Below are 24906 nucleotides of genomic sequence, written 5' to 3'. Positions count from 1 at the left end.
GGCCGGTCAGCTCCGCAGCTTGCCGACGCCCGCGTACAGCCACTCCGTCCGCTCCTTCGCGGCATCGTCCGGCCGCCACTGCCACGGCCGCACGAGCCCCGGCTCGACGAGGTCGAAGCCGTCGAACAACCGCTCCACCGCGGTCCGCGGCCGGAAGATCATCGGCGAGGTCGCGTTCGCGTACGCGTCCTCGGTCCGCGCCACCGCCTCCGCGGGCGGCCCCTCCGTCGTCAGGTGCGACAGCGCCAGATAGCTGCCCGGCGCCAGCGCGTCGCGGAACGCCCGCACGATGCCCGCGGGATCCTCGGTGTCCCGGATGAAGTGGAACACCGCCACGAACAGCACCGCCACCGGCCGGTCGAAGTCCAGCAGCCCCGCCACGTCCGGGTGCCCGAGAACCCCCTTCGGGTCCCGCATGTCCGCGGTGACGACCGTCGTGTGCGGGTTCGTCGCCAGCAGCGCCCGGCCGTGCGCGAGCACGATCGGATCGATGTCGACATAGACGACCCGCGCGTCCGGGTTCACTTCCTGCGCGATCTCGTGCACGTTGCCCTGCGTCGGCAGCCCGGTGCCGAGATCGAGGAACTGGTCGACGCCCTGCCCGGCGAGGTAGCGCACCGCCCGCTGCAGGAAGTGCCGGTTCTCCCACACGATGTCGAACGTGTCGGGAGTTGCCTCCTCCACCTTCGCGGCTGCGACGCGGTCCACCGCGAAATGGTCCTTGCCGCCGAGGAAGTAGTCGTACATCCGCGCCGGCGTCGGCTTTGACGTGTCCAGGGTCACCCGTTCCCACTCTTCGTCGCTCGCCCGCAGTTCGGGCTGCCATCCCGACTCGTCGCCCGCGTCCATCGCCGACCCCCGTCCGCTTACCTTCGGTAACCAACCGACCCCGATCCTAGTAGCGAAACCCGGTTTCCCGCCGCCGACTACCACGCCAATCCGGATGGTTGGCTTCGCTGTCGGCTGCCCTTCGATGTGTGGCCCAGGTCACTTCGGCGTGGCGATGAGTAAGCGTGCCACCCGCCGTCTATCCCTGCAGAACACGCCGCACGACGACCCTGCAGAGGAGAACCCCATGGCCGACCAGGTGAAGGGCCCCGCGAGCTACTTCCCGTCCATCGAGAAGAAGTACGGCCGCCCCGTCTCCGAGTGGTTCGACCTCGTCCGCTCGTCCCCGCTGACCAAGCACGGGGAACTCGTCACCTGGCTCAAGACCGAGCACCACCTCGGCCACGGCCACGCCAACGCCCTCGTCGCCCACACCTTGGCCGAGGCGAAGCAGCAAAGCTGAGAAAGCGCGGCCCAGGAGTGAGAACAGGTGTCGTGGCCGGTCTGTGCGCGGGCCGGGGGCGTCAGCGGGTTCTCGCCCAGGCGGCGGGCAAGGCGATGTCGTCCTCGGCCGTGTCGTCGGGGACGAGTTCGTCTCGTACCAGTCGCCGCCGACCGCCGACGCCGTCCCCGACGGCAAGTAGCGCCACGCCGGTTCGAGGTTCGTGTGCGGCTTGCCCGGCTCGGTCGGCACCGCCTGCCGCAACTCCGGGGCGATGCCCTGCGCTCAGCCCGTGGGCCGCGGCGTTGGTGGGGCCGTGCCGAGGTGGCTGCCGATCCAGTCCAAGGCCGCCGGACCGGCGCGATGCCAGGGGTTGAAGTTGTGGCCGCCGTTGAGGTCGGTGCGGAGCGTGAACGGGTAGTCCGGCGGGGCGGCGCGGCGCAGGTGGCCGATGGCCCGCAGGCCTTCGGGGTCGCCGCGGCTCGCCATCAGATAGAGGGGAACGCGGGGCGCGCCGTGCGCGAGGAGCCATTGCGGTGAGTTGTTGTCGCGGATGTCCTGGCGGCCGCGGTAGAGGTCGCCGGTGTTGCTGTCGACCTGCGGGGTGAAGTAGCCGTCGAGGGAGACCGCGGCGGCGTAGCGGTCGGGGTGGTGCAAGGCGAGGTCGACGGCGCAGAAGCCGCCGGTGGAGTAGCCCATCGTCGCCCAGTCGCGCGGCCCGTCGGCCACCCGGAAGCGGGCGGCGACGGCGGTCGGGACGTCGACCGCGAGATACGTCTCGTTCGCCCGTCCGTGGACCGCGTCGACGCATTCGCTGTCCCGGCCGTGGTCGCCGATCGTCGGCATCACCGCGATCACCGGCGGCATCCGGCCGGACGAGATCTCCAGGTCGAGGACGTGCGCGATGCCCAGGTGCCGCGTCCAATTGTCCGGTTGACCGGGAAAGCCGTGGAACAGTTCGACGACCGGGAAATGCCGGTCGGCGGCATCCGGGCGGGAATAGGCGGCGGGCAGATATACGAGTCCATCGCGGTGGATTCCGGAATTCCCACCGTCCAGCCGGACCCGCTCGACGGTGCCGCGGTCCTGCGCGGGAACCGGGCGATCGTGCGGAAGCGGACTGCTGCCCAGGAGATCGCCGAAAGAGGTGTAGAAGCCGTAGTCCCGGTTGACGACGTCGGCCATCACCGCCGCACCACACACCATGACCAGAACCAGGGACAGGAACCGCAGCGGCCACGCGGCCCGGTGCGGCCACCGGTTCCACAGCACCATCGTGCCCACGAGCACGGCACACGAGAGCCCGACAACCAGCACCAGGAACGGCCACCCGGTCAGGTCCACACGCACCACCTCCGGCCCACCGGCCCCCGGAGACTCGGACCCCCGGATTCCACCCTAGGTCGAGGTCGGCGAGGGCGTCTTGCGGCGGTGGCGGGCGGAGTGCCCCCGGACGGCGTCGCGCCCCGCTGACTGACCGTCATGAACGTTGCGGTTTGGTCACGTTCGGCTGTGCGGACCGATGGGGCCGCGTGTGTTTTGCGCCACGTGGCACCCCCCGGACATGCACCCTGCCGGCCCATGGTGTGAGGTAGATCACATGATTGGAGGGGGCTGATTCCGGCAGTCGAGGCGCGGGTTTGGGTGATATAGCCGATTTGTCGGTGTCGGTGTCGGTGTCGGTGTCGGTGTCGGTGTCGGTGTCGGTGTCGGTGTCGGTGTCGGTGTCGGTGTGGTGTCGGTGTCGGCCCGTGCTGTCGTTGCTCGGCCCGCGCCGCCGCCGTCGGCGTGGCGCGGGCAGGGGGTGAGCCGACCGGGTTACTCGCGTGGTTTCCGGAGCGACGACGGCCGGACGTCGAGTCTGGTGGGGACGATGCGGCCGGCCGGTTCGACGTTGCCGGATTCCAGCGCGTCGAGGAGAAGTTCCATGCCCGCCGCGGCGATGACGGACGGCTGCATGCTCAAGGTGGTGACGGGCGGGGCGCAGTGGGCGGCAACGGGGTCTTCGCTGCAGCAGACAAGAAGGATGTCGTCGGGGACCGACAGCCCGTGCTTGCGGGCCACGTCGATCATCAAAGGCGGGCTGACCTCGGCAAGGGCGAACAGCGCGTCCGGCGCCGGGCCTTCGCTGAGGATCTGGTCGGCGGCCTTCAACACCGCGGCGTTGCCGGGGCGTTCGGTCGCGACGGCGCGCGGGGTGAGGTCGCGTTCGCCGCACCAGGTCAGGTAGGAGTCGAGCGAACGCTGCGCCCACTGGGAGTCGTTCTGCGGGGTGAGCAGCACGATGTCGCGGGCGCCCTGGGCGGCCAGGTGGTCGAGGACGGACCGCATCGCGGCGTCGTAGTCGATGTCGACCCAGTAGCCGCCTTGACGGCCTTCCACCCGCTGGTCGGTGAACACCGGGATGCCCGCGGCAAGGAAGTCGTCGACCAGCGGGTCGTCGGCCTCCGGATCGGCGAGGATCACCGCGTCCACGGGCAGGTCCGTCCACTCGTCGCGGGGCGAGCAGTTCGGCAGGAGCACCATCGCGTAGCCGTGTTCCAGGGCCAGTTGTGCGGTGGTGTGGGTGAGTTCGGACAGGTACGGGGATTCCAGGTACGACCACGGTGCTTCCACGTACTCGCGCGCCGTGAAGCCGATCAGGCGCGCGTGTCCCGCGCGCAGGAGGCGTGCGGTGGCGTTCGGCCGGTAGCCCATGCGCCGTGCGGTTTCCCGCGCATGGGCGCGGACCTCGGCGGACAGCCGGCCGGTGCCGTTGAGGGCGGCCGACACGGTGGTTTTGGACAGGCCCGCCTCGCGGGCCACGTCCACCAGGCGAACCCGGGGCGGCGCGGCGCGGCGTACCCGACGGTCACGTTCGTTCATGAGCCGGATCCTTACATGCTGACAGGTGCGGAGCCCAACACTCGGCCACCTGGGATGACCTGCTGAGAATCGTTCCCGCAAAGTCTTGTGCGGGACCGTTCCCGCATCAATACTCGCCACCTGTCCGGTTCTCCGTAACCCGGCTTTCCGGTGCCTCGCGGCGGCCACCCGCCGTGTCATCCCTTGTTCGACCTGTCTGTTTTCCGCATTTCGCCAGGCATTCCTCGGCATTCCGCTCGACCGTTTTCGGCCTTCCACGAAATACCTCACGAAACGGGTGGTTCCCATGCGCATGCTCAGAACAGCCGCACTCGTCGGTGCCATCGCCTTGTCCGCCGCCGCATGCGGCGGCGCTTCCGACAACAACGGCAATTCCGGGCCGTCCGGGGGCTCCGGCAACAGCCCCACCCCGTACCAGACCGTGGCGCTCACCCCGCCCGGCAAGGGCAACCTCGCTTCGGCCACCTGGTCGCTGTACGCCGAGCCGCAGTCCCTCGACTACCTCTACGCCTACGACTACCCGCCGAACACGGTCCTCGCGAACGTCTGCGAGCAGCTTCTCCGCATCACCCCGGACTTCAAGGTCGCCCCGGGTCTCGCCGAGAAGTACGACCACCCGGACCCGCTGACCTGGGTCTACACCATGCGCCAGGGCGTCAAGTTCCACGACGGCACCACGATGACCGCCGACGACGCCGTCGCGAGCATCAAGCGCCACATGGACCCGGCCAACGGTTCCGCGTGGAGCACCGTCTTCCGCGACGTCACCTCGGTCGAGAAGACCGGCCCGATGCAGGTCACCATCAAGACCAGCAAGCCGGACGTCCTCATCAACGAGCAGCTCGCCGCTTCCCCGGGCACCGTCGAGAGCGCCGCGTACCTCGAGAAGGCCGGCAAGAACTACGGCAACCCCAGCGGCAAGGTCAACTGCACCGGCCCGTACTCGCTGGACAGCTGGAACACCGGCGACTCGATGAATCTCAAGAAGTTCCCGGACTACTGGGACAAGTCGCTCACCCCGAAGATCGACAACGTCAAGCTGGTCTTCATCCAGGACCCGTCGGCACGTGTCAACGCCTTGATGTCCGGCGAGGTCGACGGCGGCTACATGCTGCCGACCAACTCGTACGAGAAGATGGGCAGCTCCGGCAACGGCAAGCTCTACTTCGGTGCCAACTCCGGCGGCTACAACGCCGCGGTCACCAATCTGCAGGGCCCGCTCGGCGACGTCCGCGTCCGCAAGGCGCTGTCCATGGCGATCGACCGCAAGGGCATCGTCAACGCCGCGCTCAACGGCTACGGCAAGCCCGCCAAGTCGATGCTCATCCCCGACGCGTTCGGCATCGCCCCGGAGAAGGGCAAGACCGCCGCGGCCGCGCTCCCGGAGCTGACCCAGGACGTCGCCGGCGCCAAGAAGCTCATGGCGGACACCGGTGCGGCCGGCAAGAAGATCGTCATCGCGACGACCAACCTCGGCCCCGAGCTGAGCGTCTCCGCCAACGCCATCCAGCAGGCGGGCAAGGACATCGGCCTGAACGTCGAACTCAAGACGATCGCCCCGGACGCGTACACCGCGTTGTTCACCGACCCGTCCACGCGTGACGGCATCGACATCATCGTCACCAACTCGTACGACATGACGCCGGACCCGATGGAAATGCTGCAGACGCTGCGCACCGGCGACTTCGGCAACTACGGCAAGTGGTCGAACCCGGAGTACGACGCCCTCGTCGACCAGGCCCTCGCCACCACCGACGACAACGCCCGCGCCGACATCGCGCTCAAGCTCCAGGACATCCTGCTCCGCGAAATGCCCGGCATTCCGCTGTTCGAGTCCCCGTACTCGATCTACATGAGCAAGAAGATCACCGGCGCCACGCCGACGATGGCGATGATGTCCTACCCGTGGGCGGCACAGCTGGGGTCCGCGAGCTAATGGTCCGCTACATCTCCGGACGCGTCCTGGGCCTGGTGCTCGTGCTGCTGGTGACCTCCTTCGTGGTCTTCAGCGCCGTGCACCTGGCCCCGGGCGACCCCGTCACCTTCCTCATGCGCGGCCGGCCGATCACGCCGCAGGCCCGCGCCGCCATCACCGAGCAGTACCACCTGGACGACCCGTTCTTCACGCAGTACTTCAAGTGGCTCGGCGACGTCGTCACCGGTGACTTCGGCCGCTCGGTGCAGTTCCGTCAGGACGTCGGCACGCTGATCAACGACAAGCTGCCGACCACCCTGTTCCTCATCGCCTACTCGATGATCCTCATCTGCATCTTCGGGATCGGCCTGGGCATCCTCAGCGCGCTCAAGCCCGGCATCGTCGACCGGACGGTCCTCGTCGGCACCGGCATCTCCACCGCGACCCCGGCGTTCGCCTCCGGCACCGTCCTCATCGCGGTGTTCGGCCGGATGCTCGGCTGGTTCCCGACCTTCGGCTCGGGCGACGACGCCGGCTTCACCGGCCGCGTGCAGCACCTGACGCTGCCCGCGATCGCGCTGGCCCTGACCTTCACCGGTCTCCTCGCCCGCGTCACCCGCGCCGCCATGCTCGACGAACTCGGCCGCGAACACGTCGAGGTCGCCCGCTCCCGTGGCGTCCCCGGCGGCGAGGTCGTGCGCAAGCACGTCCTCCGCAACGCCCTCGGCCCGATCGTCACCGTCGTCGGCACGATGGTCGCCAGCCTCATGGTGTCCACCTCGATCGTGGAAACCGTGTTCAGCACCGACGGCGTGGGCTCTCTGCTCATCCGGTCGGTCACGAACAAGGACTTCCCCGTCGTGCAGGCACTCACCCTGCTCATCGTCGCGGTGTTCGTGATCGTGAACCTCATCGTCGACCTTCTGCAGCCCCTGATCGACCCGCGACTGAGCCTGACCCAGTCCACGAAACGGCGAGGTGCGTCATGACCGCTGCCACCGCCGCGGCCGCCGCGCCCACCCGGCGCGGCGCCACCGCCCGACTGCGCGTCATCGCCGCGCAGGGACCGCTGTTCACCATCGGCGTCGTCATCCTCGTCCTGCTGACGCTGATGGCGATCTTCGCGCCGCTGATCGCCCCGTACGACCCGGAAGCGATCAACCTCGGGAACTCGCTCGCCGGTTCGTCCGCCGACCACCTGCTCGGCACCGACCAATCCGGCCGCGACGTCCTCACCCGCCTCATCTACGGCGCGCGCACCGGCCTTCTCGGGCCGCTGCTCGTCGTCGCCGTGTCCACGATCATCGGCATCGTCCTCGGCATCGTGGCCGCGTGGCGCGGCGGATGGGTCGACAGCTTCCTGTCGCGCACCATGGACGCGATGTTCGCCTTCCCGGCGATGCTCCTCGCGATCCTGTGCGTCGCGGTGTTCGACGCGGGCCTGACCGCGCCGGTCATCGCGATGACGGTGGCGTACTCGCCGTACGTCGGCCGCTACGTGCGCAGCGTCGCGGTGCAGGAGAAGGCCCGGCCGTACATCGAGTCGTACCGGGTCCAAGGCTGGTCCGGCTGGGTGATCTGCACCAAGCACCTCCTGCCGAACATCGTGCCGAGCGTCCTGGCGCAGTCCACGATCAACTTCGGGTACGCGCTCATGGAACTCGCGGGCCTCTCCTTCCTCGGCTTCGGCGTCCGACCGCCGACGGCCGACTGGGGAACCATGGTCAACGAGGGGCAAGGCGCCCTCCTCAAGGACGCGTACATGCCGGCACTGGCCCCGTGTTTCTGCATCATCATCGCGGTCGTCGCGTTCGGAATCGTCGGCGAAGGCATCTCCGACCGGGTCGCGAAGCGGGAGAAGTAGACCATGGCCCTCCTCGAAATCGACAACCTCTCCATCGCGCTGGCCAAAGGCGCGGCCCGGCCGATCCTCGACGAGATCAGCCTGACCGTCGAAGCCGGCGAAGTCGTGGGCCTCGTGGGGGAGTCCGGCTCCGGCAAGTCCGTCGCCTGCCGGACCGTCCTCGGGCTCACGCCCGAGAACGCCAAAACCGGCGGCGAGGTCCGCGTCGGCGACAACGACGTCCTGGGCATGGACCGGGCCGCCCTCAAGCAGCTCCGGGCCAAGCAGGTCGCCATGGTGTTCCAGGACCCGCGCGCATCGGTGAACCCGATGCGCCGGGTCGGGGACTTCCTCACCGAAGGCATGCGCGCCGCCGGCGTCTCCAAGGAGAAGGCCTACGCGCGCGCCGAGGAACTCCTCACCGAGGTCGGCATCCGCGACCCCAAGGGCGCGCTGAAGCGCTTCCCGCACCAGTTCTCCGGCGGCATGCTGCAGCGCGTGGTCATCGCGGCGGCGCTGACGGGCGACCCGTCGCTGCTGCTCGCCGACGAGCCGACCACCGCGCTCGACGTGACCACGCAGGCCGAGGTCATCGGCATCCTGCGGCGTCTCCAGGCCGAACACGGGACGGGCATGCTGTTCGTCACGCACGACCTGGAACTGGCCGCGGCCATCTGCCACCGGGTCTATGTCATGTATGCCGGGCGGATCGTGGAAACCCGCACGGCGGAGCAGCTGTTCGCGGCGCCGCGGCACCCCTACACGGCCGGCCTGCTGGCGTCCACGCCCAGCCTGGAGGAGGACGCGGAACCGCCGCGTCCGATCCCGGGCCGGCCGGTGTCGCTGGCGGAGAACCCGCCCGGGTGCGCGTTCGCGGCCCGGTGCGCGTTCGCCGAGGACCGGTGCCTTGTCGAGACGCCGGTGCTGAAGGCCGACGACGGCGGGGCAGTGGCGTGCCTGCGGGCCGACGAAGGGATTTTGGCGTGAAGGCCGAATCGAAGACGGAAGCCGCGGCGATCGGGACCGAACCCGCCGCGGTTGCCGGGGAGACGCTGGAAGTCCGCGGCCTGTGCCGGTCGTTCGGCGACCACAAAGCGGTGGACGACGTGAGCTTCACGCTGCCGCCGGGTGGGTCGCTGGGGATCGTCGGCGAATCGGGGTCGGGTAAGACGACCACGATCCGCATGGTCGTGGGGCTGGACACCCCGGACGCGGGCAGCATCGCGCTGGGCGGCCGGGAACGCGGGAAGAAGCCCCGTGGGCGCGCCGAACGGCTGGCGCGGGCCCGGGAGATCCAGATGGTCTTCCAGGACCCGTACCTGTCGCTCGACCCGCGGATCACCGTGCGGGACTGCATCGACGAGGTGCTGCGGCTGCACGGCGACCACGCGGACAAGGCCGGCCGGGACGCGCGGGTCGAGGAACTCCTCGACCAGGTCGGGCTCGGCGAGCGGGAAGCCGGGGCGCTGCCCAAGCGGCTGTCCGGTGGACAGCGGCAGCGTGTGGCGATCGCGCGGGCGCTCGCGGCGGGGCCGCGGGTGCTGATCCTCGACGAGGCCGTCGCGGCACTGGACGTGTCGATCCAGGCGCAGATCCTCGACCTGCTCGGCCGGATCCGGCGGGAACAGGGCATCGGCTACCTGTTCGTCAGCCACGACCTCGCCGTCGTGCGGCACATCACGGACGACGTGGTCGTGCTGCGCAACGGGCGGGTCGTGGAGGAAGGCCGCACGACGGACGTGCTGAGCCGGCCGCAGCACCCGTACACGCGGCTGCTGATCGATTCGGTACCGGGGCCGGGCTGGGATCCGGACCGGATTGCGGAGAGCCGGAGGGCGTTGGCGGCTTTGGAGGTGGGGGACTGAGCCGGGTTCGGTTGCGGACTCCGACTCGAACCCTGCCCGCCTTCACCGGGCCCTCCCTCTCCCCCCACCGTTTGGTTTCGGTTGACGTCGAAGGGCCCTCCCCCGCCTCCTCCGCCGTCGGTCCGGTTGGTGCCGTGTGCGGCCTGCCGTTCCGACGTGTCGACTCTGCCTGGCGCGTTTGCGTGCTGTCACATCCATAACCGTCCGGCCTGTGGACAACCACCCCTCGGGGTGAATTCCCCCGTGTTCGTCCACAGCCCGGCTTCTTTCTCTGGAGCACCACCATGCCAACCCCCGCCGATCTCGTCTTCCGCGGCGGATCCGTGCACACTCTGGACGCGGCGCGCCGCCGGGCCACGGCGGTCGCGGTCCGCGGCGGCCGCATCGTGGCGGTCGGCCATGACGCCGACGTGCGTGACCTCGTCGGCTCCGGTACCGAGGTCGTCGACTTGGCCGGCCGGGCCCTCCTCCCCGGTTTCCAGGACGCGCACGTGCACCCCGCGTTCGCGGGCATGACCCTGATCCGCTGCGACTTGTCCGAGGCGTCCGGTGCCGAGGACGCGGTCGCGAAGGTCCGCGCCTACGCGGACGGCCACCCCGATGAGGAGTGGATCCAGGGCGGCGGCTGGCTGATGGACTGGTTCCCCGGCGGCACGCCGTCGCGGACCCTCCTCGACGCGGCTGTGCCCGACCGCCCGGTCTATCTCGTCAACGCGGACGGCCATGGCGTGTGGGTCAACTCCCGCGCCCTCGAAATCGGCGGCGTCGACGCCGGGACGCCCGACCCGTCCGACGGCCGCATCGAACGCGAAGCCGACGGCTTTCCGCAGGGCACCCTGCACGAGGGCGCCGCCTCGCTGGTCGGCCGTCACCTGCCGAAGGCGTCCGCCGCCGATGGCCTGCGCGCTCTCCTCGCCGGCCAGGCGCACCTGCACTCACTCGGCGTCACCGCGTGGCAGGACGCCATGGTCGGCTCCGACCACGGCGCGTTCGACCCGCTTCCCGCCTACCTGACCGCGGCCGCCGACGGGACCCTCACCGGTCGCGTGAACGGGGCCCTGTGGTGGGACCGCAACTCCGGTGCCGAGCAGGTGCCGCAGCTGCTGGCGCGGCGCGAGCGGAACACTGTCGGCCGGTTCCGCACCCGCACCGTCAAGATCATGCAGGACGGTGTCGCGGAGAACTTCACCGCCGCGATGGGCGACGCCTACTTCGACGGCTGTGGCTGCCGCACCGGCAACAGTGGTCTGAGCTTCGTCGACCCCGAGGCGCTCCGCGGTTACGTCGAGGTCCTCGACGCGCACGGCTTCCAGGTCCATTTCCACGCCGTCGGCGACCGCGCCGCCCGCGAAGCGCTCGACGCGATCGCGCAGGCCCGGGCCGCCAACGGCATGAACGACCACCGCCACCACATCGCGCACCTGCAGGTCGTCCACCCGGACGACGTGCCGCGTTTCGCCGCGCTCGGCGTGACCGCGAACACCCAGCCGCTGTGGGCCGCGCACGAGCCGCAGATGGACGAGCTGACCATCCCGTTCCTCGGCACCGAACGCGCCGCCTGGCAGTACCCGTTCGGGGACCTGCTGCGCGCCGGCGCGGTCCTCGCCGCGGGCAGCGACTGGCCGGTCAGCAGCGCCGACCCGCTGGCCGGTATTCACGTCGCGGTCAACCGCGTGCTGCCGGGCGAGAACGAGCCGGTGTTCCTGCCCGAGCAGCGGATCGACCTGACCGCCGCGCTGGCGGCGTACACGGTCGGCACGGCGTACGTGAACCACGCCGAGGACACGACGGGCACGATCGAGGCCGGCAAGCTCGCCGACCTGGTGCTCCTGGACCGCGACCCGTACACGCATCCCGCCGAGGAGATCGCGGACACCCGCGTCCTGGCGACGTACGTGGAAGGTGAAGCCGTCTACACGGCGTCCTGACGCGCCGGCAGCAGGGGAGCGGGCGGCCCGGGGGACTTTCCCGGGCCGCCCGCCGTTTCCGCCCCGACGCCATACGCCGGCCGTGCGCCGCACCCCCCGGGGTCGCACACCCCCAAGGCCCGCTCCGGCCCTACCCCGCCCTCGGCCTACAGTGGCTTTCATGTCGGCCACCGCACCCACCCCGCGCCCCGACGGGCCCCGGCGCCCGCTGCCGCCCGTCGAGCAAGTCCGGCCGGGACTGTGGAGCGTCCCCGTGCCGCTGCCGGCCATCCCGCGCTACGTCCTCGTGTACGTGTTCGAGACCGACGCCGGGCCCTACCTGGTCGACACCGGCTGGGACACCGACGAGGCGTTCGACGCGCTGACCGCGGGACTCGCCGGCATCGGCACGTCCGTCGACGACGTGCGGGGCGTCCTGGTCACCCACGCGCACTTCGACCACTACGGCCTCGCCGGCCGGATCCGGGAACGCTCCGGCGCCTGGGTGTCGCTGCACCCGCTCGACGCCGCCGCCCTCGACCACTACGAACGCGCCCCGCACGAGCGGCGCGTGGTCGTCCTCCAGGCCGCCGGGGCGCCCGACGACGTGGTCGAGGCCGCCGCCCGCGACATCGTCCGCGCGGCGGTCCGGATGCCGCGCCCGGACGTGCTGATGGAGGACGGCGACAAACCGCACGTCCCCGGCTGGGACCTGACCGCCGTCTGGACACCCGGACACTCGCCCGGCCACCTGTGCTTCTGGGAAGACCGCGAACGGCTCCTGCTGACCGGCGACCACGTCCTGCCCGCCACCGTCGTCGTCATGGGCGAAGTCGGCGACGCCGGCCCCGATCCGCTCGCCGACTACCTCGACGCCCTCGACCGCCTCGCCCGTTACCAGCCGGACGAAGTCCTCCCCGCCCACGAGCACCGCTTCCACGGCCTCCACCACCGGCTCGACGCCCTCCGCGGCCACCACACCGACAGGCTGACCGCCGTACGCGCCGCACTGCGCGAACTGGGCCCGGCCACCGCCTGGGACGTCGCCGCCGCGGTGACCCCGCGCCGCCCCCCGGCCCGGCTGCGCGGCTTCGCCTTGCACGCCGCCCTCGTCGACATGCTGGCCTACCTGGCCGCCCTGGAAGCCCGCGGCCTCGTCGCGGGGGAGCGGCGCCCCGGGCGCGGCAGCCGCTGGCGGGCCGTGGACTGACCCGCGTCACCCTGGCTTTCGCCGCGTCCCTGGTCCACCGTGTGATCCGCACGCCGCACGGCCGCACCCTCGGGGCGGCCGTGCGCACCGCGTACGACGCGAAAGGAGCCACCCGCATGCGCCCCACCGGCATCATCTTCGCCGCGCTCGACTGCGACGCGGACGTCATCGAAGCCTGGAACCGCTGGTACGACCTGGAGCACACTCCGCCGAACCTGCTCCTCGACGGCGTCCTGCAGAGCCGCCGCTACGTCGCCACCCCCGACCTGCACGCCGCCCGCGTGACCGCGGCCGACTCCCCGTTCGCCGGCGGCCGCTCGACCTTCCTCACGATCTACACCCTCGCCGGCGACCCCGGCGCCGCCTTCGCGGGCATGACCGGCCTGCGCGACCGCCTCGTCGCCGCCGGCCGCATGGAGTTCCCCGCCGACAAGAAGACCGTCCGCGACGGCGACGTGTTCACCGGCGCCGCCGCGAGCGGCGACCCCGCCATCAAACTCCCCGCCGAGGAAGTCCCATTCGTCGGCCACACCGGCATCGTCGTCCTCCAGCGCCGCGGCGCCTCCGACGCGGCCCGCGCCCGCGCCGCCCGCCTGACCGGCGTGGAAGGCGTCCACGCGATATGGACGCTGACCTCGGGAACCCGCCCCGACCTCGAACTCGACATCGCGTACGTCGAAGGCGACCCCGCCGAAGCCGCCCGCGCCCTCCGCGCCGCCGAACCGCACCATCCCGACACGGAGATCCTCGCCGACGCGCCGTTCCGCCTCATCGACCCCCTGCACTACCCGTGGGCGGATGCCATCCGGGACTCCGACCTGCCCGCGAAGGTCGGAGGCTGACCCCGGCCACGCACACCCCACCCACACCGCGTCGGGGCCGCCGGGACCACTCCGGCGGCCCCGACCGCTGTGCGGCCGCCCCTTCATCATTTCATCGCGCCGCATTGACTGTCGTCATCAACACGAGATACTTGGCTTCCGGACCCCGATGACGTCCCGGCGAGGTGCCCGCTCATGGAGCTGTCCCCGTCCGCTCATGTCGATACGTTCTGCCGCGACCGCCTGCCCCCCTTCGAGCAGTGGCCGGAACTCCTGTTCGAGCTGCCCGAGCTGGTGTACCCCGACCGGCTGAACTGCGCGGTCGCCCTGCTCGACGACACCGCGGCCCGGCACGGCGCCGACCGCGCGTGCCTGCACACCCCCGACGAGACCTGGACCTACGCCGACCTGCAACGCGCCGCCCGGCAGGTCGCCCGCGTCCTCGTCGACGACCACGGCCTGGTCCCCGGCAACCGCGTGCTGCTCCGCGGCCCGAACAACCCCTGGCTGGTCGCCAGTTGGTTCGGCGTCCTGCGGGCGGGCGGCGTCGTCGTCACCACCATGCCGCTGTTGCGCGCCCACGAACTCACCACCCTGTGCGCGATCAGTACGCCCGTCGTCGCCATCTGCGACCACCGGTTCCTCGGCGAACTCGACACCGCCGCAGTCCCCGGCCTCGCCACGATCGCCTACGGCGGCCCCGGCGACGCCGACCTGACCGCCCGCTGCGCCGCCGTCGGCAACGCCGACTTCCCGCCGGTGGACACCGCCGCCGACGACGTCGCCCTCGTCGCGTTCACCTCCGGCACCACCGGGCGGCCCAAAGCCACCCTGCACTTCCACCGCGACGTCCTCGCCAACGCCGACACGTTCTCCCGGCACGTGCTCGCCCCCCGCCCCGACGACGTCTTCACCGGCACACCGCCCCTCGGCTTCACGTTCGGCCTGGGTGGACTCGTCGTCTTCCCGCTCCGCGCCGGCGCGTCCACGCTGCTCGTCGAACGCGCCACTCCCGAGGAACTCGTCGACCTGATCGACCGGTTCGGCGTCCAGGTGCTGTTCACCGCGCCCACGTTCTACCGCGCGGTGATCGCCACCGGCGCCGCCGAACGCCTCGCCGGACTGCGGCGCTGCGTGTCGGCGGGGGAGGCGCTGCCCGCCGACGTGTGGCACCGGTTCCGCGACGCCACCGGTCTGCGGATCATCGACGGCATCGGCGCCACCGAAATGCTGCACGTGTTCATCTCGGCCGCCGACGACGCGATCCGCCCCGGCGCCACCGGCCTGCCGGTACCCGGCTACCGGGCCGAAGTCCTCGGCGCCGACGGCACCCCCGCCCCCGACGGTGAGCCGGGCCCGCTCGTCGTCAAAGGCCCCACCGGATGCCGCTACCTCGACGACGAACGCCAGGCCGCGTACGTCCGCGACGGCTGGAACCACACCGGGGACACCTATATCCGCGATGCCGACGGCTACTTCTGGTACCAGGCCCGCAGCGACGACATGATCGTCTCCTCCGGCTACAACATCGCCGGTCCCGAAGTCGAAGACGCCCTCCTCGCCCACCCCGACGTCCTCGAATGCGGCGTCGTCGGCGCCCCCGACGAAGCGCGCGGCACCATCGTCAAGGCCTACGTCGTCCTCCGCCCCGGCGTCCCGTCCGGCGACGACACCGCCAAAGCGCTCCAGGCCTTCGCCAAAGCCGCCATCGCCCCCTACAAGTACCCCCGCGCCGTCGAATTCGTCGACGCTCTCCCGCGCACCGGGACCGGCAAACTCCGCCGCACCGAACTCCGTGCGTGGGCCGCCGCCCATGCGGGCACCCGGGACACGACCAGCCGGCGAGCCTGACAAGCCCGCCCATGCCCGCCCAGCCCGCACCCTTGGAGACAACTTCGTGCACCGCACCCCGGACGACCAGCCGGCTGCCACCGCCCCCGGATCGCCCGCAAGCGTCACCATCGTCCGCCGCGTCGAATGGTCCGACACCGACGCGGCCGGACACCACCACCACGCCGCGATCCTCCGCTGGGCCGAAGCCGCCGAAACCGAACTCCTGCGGCAGCTCGGCCTCGAAGACCTCTACGGGGCCATTCCGCGTGTCCACTACGAAGCCGACTACCGCGGCCGCCTCTGGTTCGGCGAGAACGTGACCGTCGAACTCCGCGTCGCCAAAGTCGGCACTACTTCTCTCCACTACACCTTCGACGTCCACGGTCGCGAAGGACTTGCCGCCACGGGACGCATGTCCATCGCCCACGCCCAACCCCGCGCCACCTCCGCCGCACCCTGGACCGAGACCCAAACCCGGCTTTTCGGCACCGCGGGCCCCCAGCACACCCCATACGAACCGCATGACTCGCGTCCGTAGACCGCCGTCCATAGTCCAACCCGATGACCTGGCCGGTCCGTTCGGCCACCCACGGGTCCAACGCGTCCTCGCTCGAACTGGTTGGTGGCGTGACGGCACAAGGAACCGCCGACAACCACCCAGGCAGATTTGACGAACCGTCAGGTCTGCCCGACTTCTTCACGTCTTCGCCACGCGACCGCCCGATGCCGTGCGTTACCGGCTGATGAATCGTTCCGACTTCCCTGTTGCAAGGCGCGCGACATGCATTAACGTGCGGGGGCTCCCACCACACGGCCTGACCTTCCCCGATGAGGCTTCCTTGAGCATGCCCGCGCACGGTGCGAATCCCTTTGCGGCAAGACCCGACGCCACTCCGGCCCCCTCCGACCCGAACGCTCCGCCGACACCGCCCTACGGTGTCGGCGAAGTCGTCTTCTGCCGCTTCTGCGGTTCCTTTCCCGCAGCCGAAACCACCGTGCGCGGGCACCGCGGCTTCATCATCGTCATGTCCATGGAGCACCTGAACGGCCCGTTCTGCCGTTCCTGCGGACTCGCGACGTTTCGCAACATGACCGCAAGCACGCTGAAATTGGGCTGGTGGAGCATCGGTTCTCTGCTCCTCGCGCCTCTGACGCTGCTCTGGAACCTCATCCCGTACGCCCGCATCCGGCGGCTCGCGCCCCCGGTCCCGGGCAGCCCCGTCCTGCCCATGCACGAGGGCAAGCCGCTGACCCGCAGGCCGGTGATCCTTTGGCTGTTGATGCCGATCCTGATCGCCGGCTTCTTCACGCTCGCGTTCCTGCCCGATGACGACGACGGTGCTTCCGCCACCGGTAGCGGCCCGCAGGTCGGCCAGTGCGTCTCCGACACCGGGACCCGGGACAAGCCGAAGCTGAAGGTCGTCCCGTGCACGTCGACCGACCCGCAGCCGATGAAGGTCATGGGCCGCCTCGAAGACACCGCCGACGACGCCGGGTGCCCGACGATGGCCAACATTGCGTACACGATGAAGCGGGGCAGTGACCCGCTCTACACCCTCTGCCTGCTGGACCCGAACCAGCCGTAGGGAATGCCCCTGTCCGGTGCGTCGTCTGCATCGTCTGCATCGCCTGCGTCGTCTGCTTCGTCGCAGGCCGGCGCGCCGGACAGGCCGCGGACACGGGCCGCCGCCACCGTGTCAGGGCGGTGTCAGAACAGCGTCAGGGCCGGCGAGGAACGTCGTCGTCATGACAACACGATCCGCGATCGCAGTGACCGGGCTGCGCAAGGCGTACGGCGGCAAAGCGGTGCTCGACGGCATCGACTTCGAGGTCGCCGCGGGAACGGTCTTCTCGATGCTCGGCCCCAACGGCGCGGGCAAGACGACGACCGTCAACATCCTCACCACGTTGATCACGGCGGACGCCGGGACCGTGTACGTCGACGGCCACGACGTCGCCACCGCGACCAAGGCCGTCCGCTCGGCCATCGGCGTCACCGGCCAGTTCGCCGCCGTCGACGACCTGCTCACCGGCCGCGAGAACCTCCAGATGATGGCCGACCTGCGGCGGGTGCGCTCCGGCGACCGGCTCGTCGGCGACCTGCTCGAACGGTTCGACCTGGTCGAGTCCGCGCAGAAGCTCGTGTCGACGTACTCGGGCGGCATGCGCCGCAAGCTCGACCTGGCGATGACGCTGGTCGGCAGCCCGCGCATCATCTTCCTCGACGAGCCGACCACCGGGCTCGACCCGCGCAGCCGCCGCACCATGTGGGGGATCGTCCGTGAGCTGGTCGCCGCCGGCACCACGATCTTCCTCACCACCCAGTACCTCGACGAGGCCGACCACCTCTCCGACCGGATCGCCGTCCTCGACCAGGGCCGGCTCATCGCGGAAGGCACCGCGGACGAGCTGAAGCGGCAGGTGCCCGGCACCCACGTCCGGCTGCGCTTCGCGGACCCCGAGACGCTCGACGCGGCGGCCCGGATCCTGCCCGGATCCACCCGCGACGACCAGGAACTCGCGCTGCGCGTGCCCGGCGACGCCGGTACCGCGTCCCTCCGGTCCCTGCTGGACCGGCTCGACGAGTACGCCCTCAACGCCGAGGAACTCTCCGTGCACACGCCGGACCTCGACGACGTCTTCCTCGCCCTGACCGAGCGCACGACCCACCTGGAGGCGGTCGCAAAATGAGCAGCACTCTCCCGCCGAACCGTCTGTCGTCGTCGTGGGGCGACTCGATGATCATGCTGCGCCGCAACCTCAAGCACAGCATGCGGAACCCCATCACGGTGTTCCAGTCGGTCCTGTTCCCGATCGTCATGATGCTGATGTTCGTCAAGGTCTTCGGCGGCGCCTTCGACACCGGCGAGGCCGCGTACATCGACTACGCGACGCCCGGCCTCCTCGTGATGGCCATCAGCTACGGCCTCGGCGCGACCTCCGCCGCCGTCAACGACGACATGCGCAAGGGCATCATCAACCGCTTCCGAACGATGGACGTGTCCCGCGCCGCCGTCCTGAACGGGCACGTCGTCGTCACGGCGGTGCGCTGCATGGTGGCGTGCGCGGCGATCATCGCGGTCGCCTTCACGCTCGGGTTCGACCCGCACGCGAGCGCGCCGGACTGGCTCGGCGTGTTCGGGCTCGTGCTGCTGGTGAGCTTCGGCGCGGCGTGGCTGACCGTGGCGCTGGGGCTGGCCGCGAAGACGCCGGAGTCCGCGGGGCTGGCGACGGTGCCGCTGATCATGCTGCCGTTCGTGAGCAGCGCGTTCGTTCCGGCCGACACGATGGGGACGGGCGTCCGCCAGTTCGTCGAGTACCAGCCGTTCACCCCGATCATCGAAACCCTGCGCGGACTGCTCAATGGGCAGCACGCGTCGACCGGGGACACGGTCGCGGCCTTCGCCTGGTCCGTCGGCTTCGCGGTCGTCGGCTATGCGTGGGCGGTCTCCACGTTCAAGAAGCGGGCGTGACCCCGGCCGTCACCGCGCGAGGGTGACCTCGGCCAATTGCGACCAGTCGGCGTCCGCTCCCTCCCGGGCCGCCTCGGCGAACTCCGCGTCGCCGAGGCGGCTTCGGGCTTCCCGCTCGATACGCCGCACATCCGGGTGCGAACTGTCCGGCAGCCCGCGGAGGCCCGTGGCGGCGGCGAGCAGCCGGGCGGCCTGCGCGGGGTCGTCGTCCCGCAGGGCCACGTCGGCGATGCCGACGAGGATCTGCGCGATGAAGGTGGGGTGGCCGGCCGCGGTGGCTGCCCGGTAAGCGACGGTGTGCTCGGCGCGGGCCGTCGCGGCGTCGGGGGCGAGGTAGCCGAGCAGGTGGTGGGTCAGTGCGCGGACGTTCGGCTCGTCCTGGTCGTCGACCAGCGCCATGGCGGCGCGGAGTTGCGCGGACGCTTCCGCGGTGTCGCCGCGCCAGCGGGCGAGCCCGGACTTGGCGAAAGCGAGTTCGGACAACGCGTCGGGCCAGGTGACGCCTTCCGCGTAGCGTTCCGCGTCCGCGATGGCCTTCGTGGCGGCCTCGTCGTCGCCGGCCTGCCAGTAGAGCTGTGCCTGCCGGGCGCGCATCCGGATCACGTCGTCGGCCACCCCGAGTTCCGTCACCAGGGCGATGGCTTCCTCGAAGTATGCACAGGCGGCGGTGACTTCGCCGCGCACCGCGATCCGCTCGGCGAGCTCGGTGAGGGCGAACGACGTCCCGTACCGCTCCCCGAGCATGCGGAACTCGGCCAGCGCCGTCTCCAGACACGCGTCCGCCTCCCGGCCGCCGCGGCCGAGAATGACCCGGGTCTTGCCCGCTTGCAGCCGGGCCAGCGCGCGCGCCCACGGATCCGGATCGTCCAGGAGCGCCTCGAACGCCTCCACCACCGTCTCCGGCGCGTTCAGCAGACGCTCCAGCGGGATGATGAAACCCAGCAGCGGATGCCCGCCGTCGGCGATCCGCGACCTGGCCTCGTGCGCTTTGCGGATCCACTCCGCGGCCTGGTGCTCGTCGCCGCGGCCCGAGGTCAGGAACATGACCATCAGCGCGTACACGGTCGCCCGGACGTCGTCGGTCACGTCGCCCGGCAGCCGCGTCGCCGCGGAAATCAGCTCCGTGGCCTCGGTCTTGTGCCCGGCCAGCCACCAGTACCAGCCCGCGCCGCCCGCCAGCCGCATCGCCGCCTGCGCCTCGCTGGCCGCGAGCGCGCCGCGCATGGCCGCGCCGATGTTGTCGTACTCGGCTTCCAACGCCCGCAACCACGTCACTTGCGCGGCCCGGCGCAGCTCGGGCTCGGCGGTCTCGGTGAGCGCGATGAAGAAGTCGCGGTGGGCGTGCCGGGCGGCTTCCGCTTCACCCGCACGGCCGAGCTGCCCGGCGGCGTACTCCTTGATGGTGCCGAGCATGCGGTAGCGCGGAGCCGCGTCGTTGTCGGTCCTTACCAGCGACTTCTCGGTGAGCGCGGTGAGCAGCTCCAGGACCTGCCACTCCTCGACGCCGTTGCCCGCGCATACGGACTCGGCCGCCTCGAGCGTCGCGCCGCCGGAGAACACCGACAGCCTGCGCAGCACGCTGCGCTCGGCGTCGGTGAGGAGTTCCCAACTCCAGTCGACCACCGCGCGCAGGGTCTTGTGCCGGGGGAGCGCGGTACGGCTGCCCGCGGTGAGGAGGGCGAACCGGTCGTCGAGCCGTCCCGCGAGCTGCTCGGGCGACATGGTGCGGAGCCGGGCGGCGGCGAGTTCGATGGCTAGGGGCATGCCGTCGAGGGCACGGCAGATCTGGGCCAGGGTGGCGAGCGTCGTGGGGGAGGGAGAGACGGCGAGCGGGTCGCCCGAGGTGCCCGAAGCACCCGAAGCAACCGAAGCACCCGAGATGCCCGACCTGTCGGACCCGGCCGAACCCGCGGGGGTGCCCGCACCGAAGGCGAGGTCTCCGCGGACCGCCCTGGCCCGGTCGAGGAGCAGCCGGACCGCGGGGGAGTCGGCGATGTCCGCCGCCGTCCCCGTACCCGAGCCGGCCGCGCCGGCATTCGCTCCCGCAGCCGCTCGCGCCGTCGGCAGGGGAAGGGGCTCGACGCGCCACAGCGCCTCTCCGGTGATGCCCAACGGCTCCCGGCTCGTCGCCAGCACGCGCAGACGGCGGCATTCGCCGAGCAGGCGGTGCGCGAACACGGCCGCCGACTCGATGACGTGCTCGCAGTTGTCCAGGATCAGCAGCGCCTCACGGTCACGGATCGCCGCGATCAGACGGTCCGTCAGCTCGGTGTTGGCGCTGCCGCCGAGGAGGGCGTCGCGCAGGCCGAGCGCGGACAGCGTCGCTTGCGCGACGTGCGCGGTCGGCGGAGCGGCTTCCGCCCGGGGCGTGTGCGTCGCGTCCCCGTCCGCACCGATCGCGGCCAGCTCGACCAGCCACACCCCGTCCGGCAGATCGCCGAGCATCGTGCGTGCGGCCTCTGTCGCCAGGCGGGTCTTCCCGGCGCCGCCGGGCCCGATCACCGTCGTGAGCCGATGCCCGGAGACCAGCCCGCGCAGCGCGTCGACATCGGCCTCCCGGCCGACGAACGACGTCAGCTCGGCCCGCAAGTTCGTCTTCCGGCTCTCCGGCCTCGCCCCCAACTCGCCCCGCAGCAAAGCCACATGCAATGCCGCCAGTTCGGGGGAGGGGTCCACCCCGAGCGCGTCGGCAAGCGCCTCGCGGGCACGCTGGTACACCAGCAACGCCTCGCTGCCGCGCCCCGCCGCGACCAGTGCCCGCATCAAGGCCGCCACCAGCCGCTCCCGCATCGGATGCGCGGCCACCAGGTCGGTCAGCTCGGTGACGACGTCCGCGCCGCGCCCGAGCTCGACCTCGGCGTCGACCCGTTCCTCGGTCGCGACCAGCCGCAAGTTCTCCAGCCGCACCACCGCGGCATCGAAGGCGGCACTGTGCTGCGGGCCGACGTCTTGCAGGGCGGGGCCGCGCCACAGTTCCAACGCCTCGCGCAGCATGCGCAGGCGGGATTCCGTCCGGGGCCGGGGATTGCCGTCGGCGTGGGTCCGGCTCGCCTGTACCAGCCGCTCGAACCGCACCGCGTCGACGTCGTCCGGTGCGACGGTCAGCCGGTAGCCGTCCGTCCCGCCCTCGATGGCGCCTTCCGGCAGCACCTTCCGCAGCCGGGACACCAGCCGCTGCAACGCGTTCGTCGCCTCGGCCGGAGGCTCGTCCCCCCAGACCCAGTCCACGAGCGCGGCTTTCGACACCGTCCGCCCGGGCCGCAGCGCGAGCGCGACCAACAACCCGCGCAACCGCGCCCCCGGCACGTCGGCCGAACCGCCGCCGTCGATCCGCACCTCGAAGGGCCCCAGCATCCCGATGAACACCCGCCGATTTTGCCATGGAGGCACCGGGCACCCCCCTGCCGCACGCGGCAGCCCCGCGCACCGGGTACAAAGAGACCGGTGGGGCACACTCGTTCGGCTCGTTGCGCGGGGTGGGGAGTCACGGTGGGGAACTGCGGTGTATGCGGCGGCGCGCGCCTTGTGCCGATCTACGGCGCATGCCAAGCCTGCGGCGGAGCGGGCCAATTCGGCATGGGCTCCGACAACAGCTATGCCTGCTCGGGCTGCGGCGGCTCAGGCCAGGGCCAGTCGATGCAGCCGTGCCCGGGGTGCCACGGCACGGGCGGCTCGGACGGCTACTACACGCCGCCGCAGCCGGGCTATACGGGTCCGCGCCGCCCGCTGACGCTGGGCGGGAAGGTCAAGGTGCTGCTGTTCCAGCTGATCCCGCTGGCGGGTTTGGCCGCATACGTCTACTACACGTCGCGGTAGCCCGGGCCGGGGTCCTCGGACGCCGTCCGAAACGGAGTCGATGCGGATGAACACGCCGAAGGGCTGCCGGGCGACGACCGCGCCGGTCACGAGGGTGCCGGGTGGGAGTGCCGCGACGGTGGCGGCCCAGGCGTCGCTGCGTGCCTGAGCCGCTGCCCCGTTCGCCGGCCAGGAGTTGCCGGGCCCGGTCCGGTCTACTCCCACACCGTCACGTCGAACATGACGGCTTGGCGGGTCGGGGCCGCAGTGATGCGGAGGTAGGCGATGTGCCCCTCGTCCGTTTGGAGGCACAGGCGGGTGCCGGCGGAGAGTTCGCCGCTGGAGTAGCCGCCGTTCTTGGCGACGAGGCCTCGGCAGTCGGCCGCGGTGGGTTCCGGGCCGTCGGACGGGGCGATGGCGAGCACGTCGCCGGAACGCGGCGGGGAGATGCCCAGGTCCGGCAGGTTGAAGCCGACGAACAGGTCGGCGCCCTTGTCGGACGGCCCGGGGGTCGGGGAGGTGGTGTCCAGATCGAGGTAGTACGCACTGGGCTTGAGGGTGATCTTCACCGGCCCGGCCATGACCTTCGCGGGCTGGTTCGCCGCGGGCGGCGTCGCCGCCTTGGACCCGGAGCCGCCGGACGCGGACCCGGTTCCGGACCCGCCGGACGCGGACGCACCGGAACTCGCCGACTGCGACTGGCTCCCGGCATCCGACTTGCCGTCGGAGTCCGACTTGGAAGCCAACTGGATGGACACGATGATCCCGATGACCGGGATCACGATCCCCACGACCCACCAGGCCCATTTCGGCTGATTACTCACAACACTCCCGCAGACGGTCGTCCAGGCCCGGGGAGCCTACCAACGACACCGCGTCAAGGTGTCGACACAAACCGGCGGACGCGGCGAACGGGGCATCCGACGCGCTGGTCAGGGCCGCGTCCGCTTCCGCCGGGCCCGCACGAACGCCGCACCGGCGAGCAGCGCGAGGACGGTGCCCGCGGCGCCGTAGCGGAGCTTCCTGCCGAGGGAACTCCCGGGACCGGCCGCCGCTTCCCCGTTCGGCTTCGGCGTGTCCGGGCTCGCGCCGGGGTGGGGAGCGGGGGCGGTTTTCGCGTCCTTCGGGAAGAGGCACCACGAGGGATCCTCGGCGCGGGCCGTGTCCGCGGTGACGGCCGGTGACGTGTCGATCCGCACCCGGTACGACTCGCCGACGCCGTACAGCAGCGTGGCGTCCGACGGCGGGAAAGACCCTGCGAGCGCAAGGCGCAGGCGCACCGTCCGGTCGGTGGGTGGCCCTGCGGCGAACGTGGGCAGCGAGATGCCGGACGTCTTCTGGTGCTCCCACCGCAGCGTGGTCGGGTTCAGTGCCTCCAGCCGGGCGGCGCAGAAGTAGTCCCAGGTGGGTGTCTGGCCCGGCCAGGCGAGCCGCCAGTTCAGGTACTGCCGGTTCAGAGGCACTCCGGCGGCGATATGCACGGTGAATTCCCGAGCGGGCCCGCCGAGGACCCAGTCGACGGGGAATCCCTCCAGGGAGGCGGCCACCTCGGAATGGGCGTTCCCGTACGTCACGGCCCATGGCTTTCCGCTGAAGGACGTGTCACCGGGGTCGGCGTCCACCACCATGGCCCTGGCCACGAGATTCACCGCGACGTCATGCGACCAGTCGTCGGGAGTACTCGCCACGGTCAGTCGCAGTTCGGCAACCGCGACCGTCTCGTAGGGCGGTACCTGCACCGGTTCTCCGAGGTCGCCCGCGGCGGTGGGGGCTTCGGAGCCGGCGCCTTTCCGTTCCAGGGCTTCCCAGGCGCCGTTCCGCTTGACCTCCAGGGCGGTTTCCGTGGCGACACTCGGCACCGCGCGATCCGGGTGCATGGCCGCACGCAGGAGGTGCGGCCGGCCGTCGGGGTTGGTCGCGGTCAAGGAGAACTCGACCGAGAGTCCCTCGCGGGGAATGATCGACGGCAGGCCGTCGAACTTCAACGCGATGCCGTACGGCCCCGGCCTGTCGGGTGGATTGTCCGTCGCCCCGGTGGCAGCCGACGGCCCCGCCGACGCCACCACGGCAATCATCGCGGCCACAGCCGCGGCTGCCCTCCTGAGCATG

Annotated in this window: 23 protein-coding genes; 16 read left to right on the top strand and 7 right to left on the bottom strand. The window is 71.1% G+C overall.

Annotation, left to right across the window (positions count from 1 at the left end):
- Nucleotides 1-6 precede the first annotated feature (6 nt).
- Nucleotides 7-849, bottom strand: coding sequence for an SAM-dependent methyltransferase (locus ACPA54_RS06295; RefSeq protein ID WP_423527615.1), 843 nt, complete (start codon nucleotides 847-849; stop codon nucleotides 7-9).
- A gap of 226 nt (nucleotides 850-1075) precedes the next feature.
- Here ACPA54_RS06295 and ACPA54_RS06290 point away from each other — a divergent pair, with 226 nt between their 5' ends.
- A complete protein-coding gene (locus ACPA54_RS06290; RefSeq protein ID WP_423527613.1) occupies nucleotides 1076-1291 on the top strand; it encodes a DUF4287 domain-containing protein in 216 nt (71 codons plus the stop codon).
- Between the two features lie 61 nt (nucleotides 1292-1352).
- Here ACPA54_RS06290 and ACPA54_RS06285 read toward each other — a convergent pair whose 3' ends face one another.
- The 3 genes from ACPA54_RS06285 to ACPA54_RS06275 all read right to left on the bottom strand — a co-directional run bounded on the left by ACPA54_RS06285 (nucleotide 1353) and on the right by ACPA54_RS06275 (nucleotide 4135).
- Nucleotides 1353-1478, bottom strand: a complete 126-nt coding sequence (locus ACPA54_RS06285; RefSeq protein ID WP_423527611.1) for a hypothetical protein — start codon at nucleotides 1476-1478, stop codon at nucleotides 1353-1355.
- Nucleotides 1479-1555: 77 nt separating this feature from the next.
- Nucleotides 1556-2614: an alpha/beta hydrolase gene (locus ACPA54_RS06280; RefSeq protein WP_423527609.1), complete on the bottom strand. Its 1059-nt coding sequence runs from the start codon at nucleotides 2612-2614 to the stop codon at nucleotides 1556-1558.
- A gap of 474 nt (nucleotides 2615-3088) precedes the next feature.
- Nucleotides 3089-4135 (bottom strand): LacI family DNA-binding transcriptional regulator, encoded by a 1047-nt coding sequence (locus tag ACPA54_RS06275; RefSeq protein WP_423527608.1) that lies wholly within the window; start codon nucleotides 4133-4135, stop codon nucleotides 3089-3091.
- A gap of 286 nt (nucleotides 4136-4421) precedes the next feature.
- On the opposite strand from ACPA54_RS06275, the gene ACPA54_RS06270 reads away from it, so the two are divergent.
- The 13 genes from ACPA54_RS06270 to ACPA54_RS06210 all read left to right on the top strand — a co-directional run bounded on the left by ACPA54_RS06270 (nucleotide 4422) and on the right by ACPA54_RS06210 (nucleotide 19002).
- Entirely contained in the window at nucleotides 4422-6071 is a 1650-nt protein-coding gene (locus tag ACPA54_RS06270; protein WP_423527606.1) for an ABC transporter substrate-binding protein, read from the top strand.
- Nucleotides 6071-7039, top strand: a complete 969-nt coding sequence (locus tag ACPA54_RS06265) for an ABC transporter permease (protein WP_423527604.1) — start codon at nucleotides 6071-6073, stop codon at nucleotides 7037-7039. The genes ACPA54_RS06270 and ACPA54_RS06265 overlap by 1 nt, the downstream gene beginning before the upstream one ends.
- Nucleotides 7036-7914, top strand: a complete 879-nt coding sequence (locus ACPA54_RS06260; protein ID WP_423527602.1) for an ABC transporter permease — start codon at nucleotides 7036-7038, stop codon at nucleotides 7912-7914. The genes ACPA54_RS06265 and ACPA54_RS06260 overlap by 4 nt, the downstream gene beginning before the upstream one ends.
- Before the next feature lie 3 nt (nucleotides 7915-7917).
- The gene (locus tag ACPA54_RS06255) at nucleotides 7918-8880 is read left to right on the top strand and encodes an ABC transporter ATP-binding protein (RefSeq protein WP_423527600.1); all 963 of its coding nucleotides are present in this window, start codon (nucleotides 7918-7920) and stop codon (nucleotides 8878-8880) included.
- Nucleotides 8881-8909: 29 nt separating this feature from the next.
- Nucleotides 8910-9758 carry an ABC transporter ATP-binding protein gene (locus tag ACPA54_RS06250; protein WP_423527835.1) on the top strand — a complete coding sequence of 283 codons (849 nt, stop codon included), beginning with the start codon at nucleotides 8910-8912 and terminating at the stop codon, nucleotides 9756-9758.
- 284 nt (nucleotides 9759-10042) lie between these two features.
- Entirely contained in the window at nucleotides 10043-11686 is a 1644-nt protein-coding gene (locus ACPA54_RS06245) for an amidohydrolase (RefSeq protein ID WP_423527598.1), read from the top strand.
- Between the two features lie 160 nt (nucleotides 11687-11846).
- Complete coding sequence (locus ACPA54_RS06240; RefSeq protein ID WP_423527596.1) at nucleotides 11847-12875, top strand: MBL fold metallo-hydrolase; 1029 nt, start codon at nucleotides 11847-11849, stop codon at nucleotides 12873-12875.
- Between the two features lie 116 nt (nucleotides 12876-12991).
- Nucleotides 12992-13717 (top strand): hypothetical protein, encoded by a 726-nt coding sequence (locus ACPA54_RS06235; protein WP_423527594.1) that lies wholly within the window; start codon nucleotides 12992-12994, stop codon nucleotides 13715-13717.
- A gap of 174 nt (nucleotides 13718-13891) precedes the next feature.
- The gene (locus tag ACPA54_RS06230; RefSeq protein ID WP_423527592.1) at nucleotides 13892-15547 is read left to right on the top strand and encodes an AMP-binding protein; all 1656 of its coding nucleotides are present in this window, start codon (nucleotides 13892-13894) and stop codon (nucleotides 15545-15547) included.
- Nucleotides 15548-15593: 46 nt separating this feature from the next.
- Nucleotides 15594-16067, top strand: coding sequence for an acyl-CoA thioesterase (locus ACPA54_RS06225; RefSeq protein ID WP_423527590.1), 474 nt, complete (start codon nucleotides 15594-15596; stop codon nucleotides 16065-16067).
- A gap of 190 nt (nucleotides 16068-16257) precedes the next feature.
- Nucleotides 16258-17115 carry an LppU/SCO3897 family protein gene (locus tag ACPA54_RS06220; protein ID WP_423527588.1) on the top strand — a complete coding sequence of 286 codons (858 nt, stop codon included), beginning with the start codon at nucleotides 16258-16260 and terminating at the stop codon, nucleotides 17113-17115.
- Between the two features lie 160 nt (nucleotides 17116-17275).
- Nucleotides 17276-18220, top strand: a complete 945-nt coding sequence (locus tag ACPA54_RS06215) for an ATP-binding cassette domain-containing protein (RefSeq protein WP_423527586.1) — start codon at nucleotides 17276-17278, stop codon at nucleotides 18218-18220.
- On the top strand, nucleotides 18217-19002 hold the full coding sequence (locus ACPA54_RS06210; RefSeq protein WP_423527584.1) for an ABC transporter permease: 786 nt from the start codon (nucleotides 18217-18219) through the stop codon (nucleotides 19000-19002). The genes ACPA54_RS06215 and ACPA54_RS06210 overlap by 4 nt, the downstream gene beginning before the upstream one ends.
- A 9-nt stretch (nucleotides 19003-19011) precedes the next feature.
- On the opposite strand, the gene ACPA54_RS06205 is transcribed toward ACPA54_RS06210, so the two are convergent.
- Nucleotides 19012-22368 carry an AfsR/SARP family transcriptional regulator gene (locus tag ACPA54_RS06205; RefSeq protein WP_423527582.1) on the bottom strand — a complete coding sequence of 1119 codons (3357 nt, stop codon included), beginning with the start codon at nucleotides 22366-22368 and terminating at the stop codon, nucleotides 19012-19014.
- A 210-nt stretch (nucleotides 22369-22578) separates the two neighbouring features.
- Between ACPA54_RS06205 and ACPA54_RS06200 the strand changes: the two genes are divergently transcribed.
- Nucleotides 22579-22818 carry a hypothetical protein gene (locus ACPA54_RS06200; RefSeq protein ID WP_423527581.1) on the top strand — a complete coding sequence of 80 codons (240 nt, stop codon included), beginning with the start codon at nucleotides 22579-22581 and terminating at the stop codon, nucleotides 22816-22818.
- Between the two features lie 194 nt (nucleotides 22819-23012).
- Here the strand turns inward: ACPA54_RS06200 and ACPA54_RS06195 are convergent, their stop codons facing one another.
- Nucleotides 23013-23366, bottom strand: coding sequence for a hypothetical protein (locus ACPA54_RS06195; protein ID WP_423527579.1), 354 nt, complete (start codon nucleotides 23364-23366; stop codon nucleotides 23013-23015).
- Between ACPA54_RS06195 and ACPA54_RS06190 the strand changes: the two genes are divergently transcribed.
- Nucleotides 23350-23613 carry a hypothetical protein gene (locus ACPA54_RS06190; protein ID WP_423527577.1) on the top strand — a complete coding sequence of 88 codons (264 nt, stop codon included), beginning with the start codon at nucleotides 23350-23352 and terminating at the stop codon, nucleotides 23611-23613. The genes ACPA54_RS06195 and ACPA54_RS06190 overlap by 17 nt on opposite strands.
- A gap of 116 nt (nucleotides 23614-23729) precedes the next feature.
- Here ACPA54_RS06190 and ACPA54_RS06185 read toward each other — a convergent pair whose 3' ends face one another.
- Nucleotides 23730-24881 (bottom strand): hypothetical protein, encoded by a 1152-nt coding sequence (locus ACPA54_RS06185; protein ID WP_423527575.1) that lies wholly within the window; start codon nucleotides 24879-24881, stop codon nucleotides 23730-23732.
- Nucleotides 24882-24906: the final 25 nt, after the last annotated feature.

The organism is Uniformispora flossi (assembly GCF_049534875.1).
Lineage (GTDB): Bacteria > Actinomycetota > Actinomycetes > Streptomycetales > Streptomycetaceae > Yinghuangia > Yinghuangia aomiensis.
This window is presented reverse-complemented; position numbering and strand designations above follow the sequence as displayed.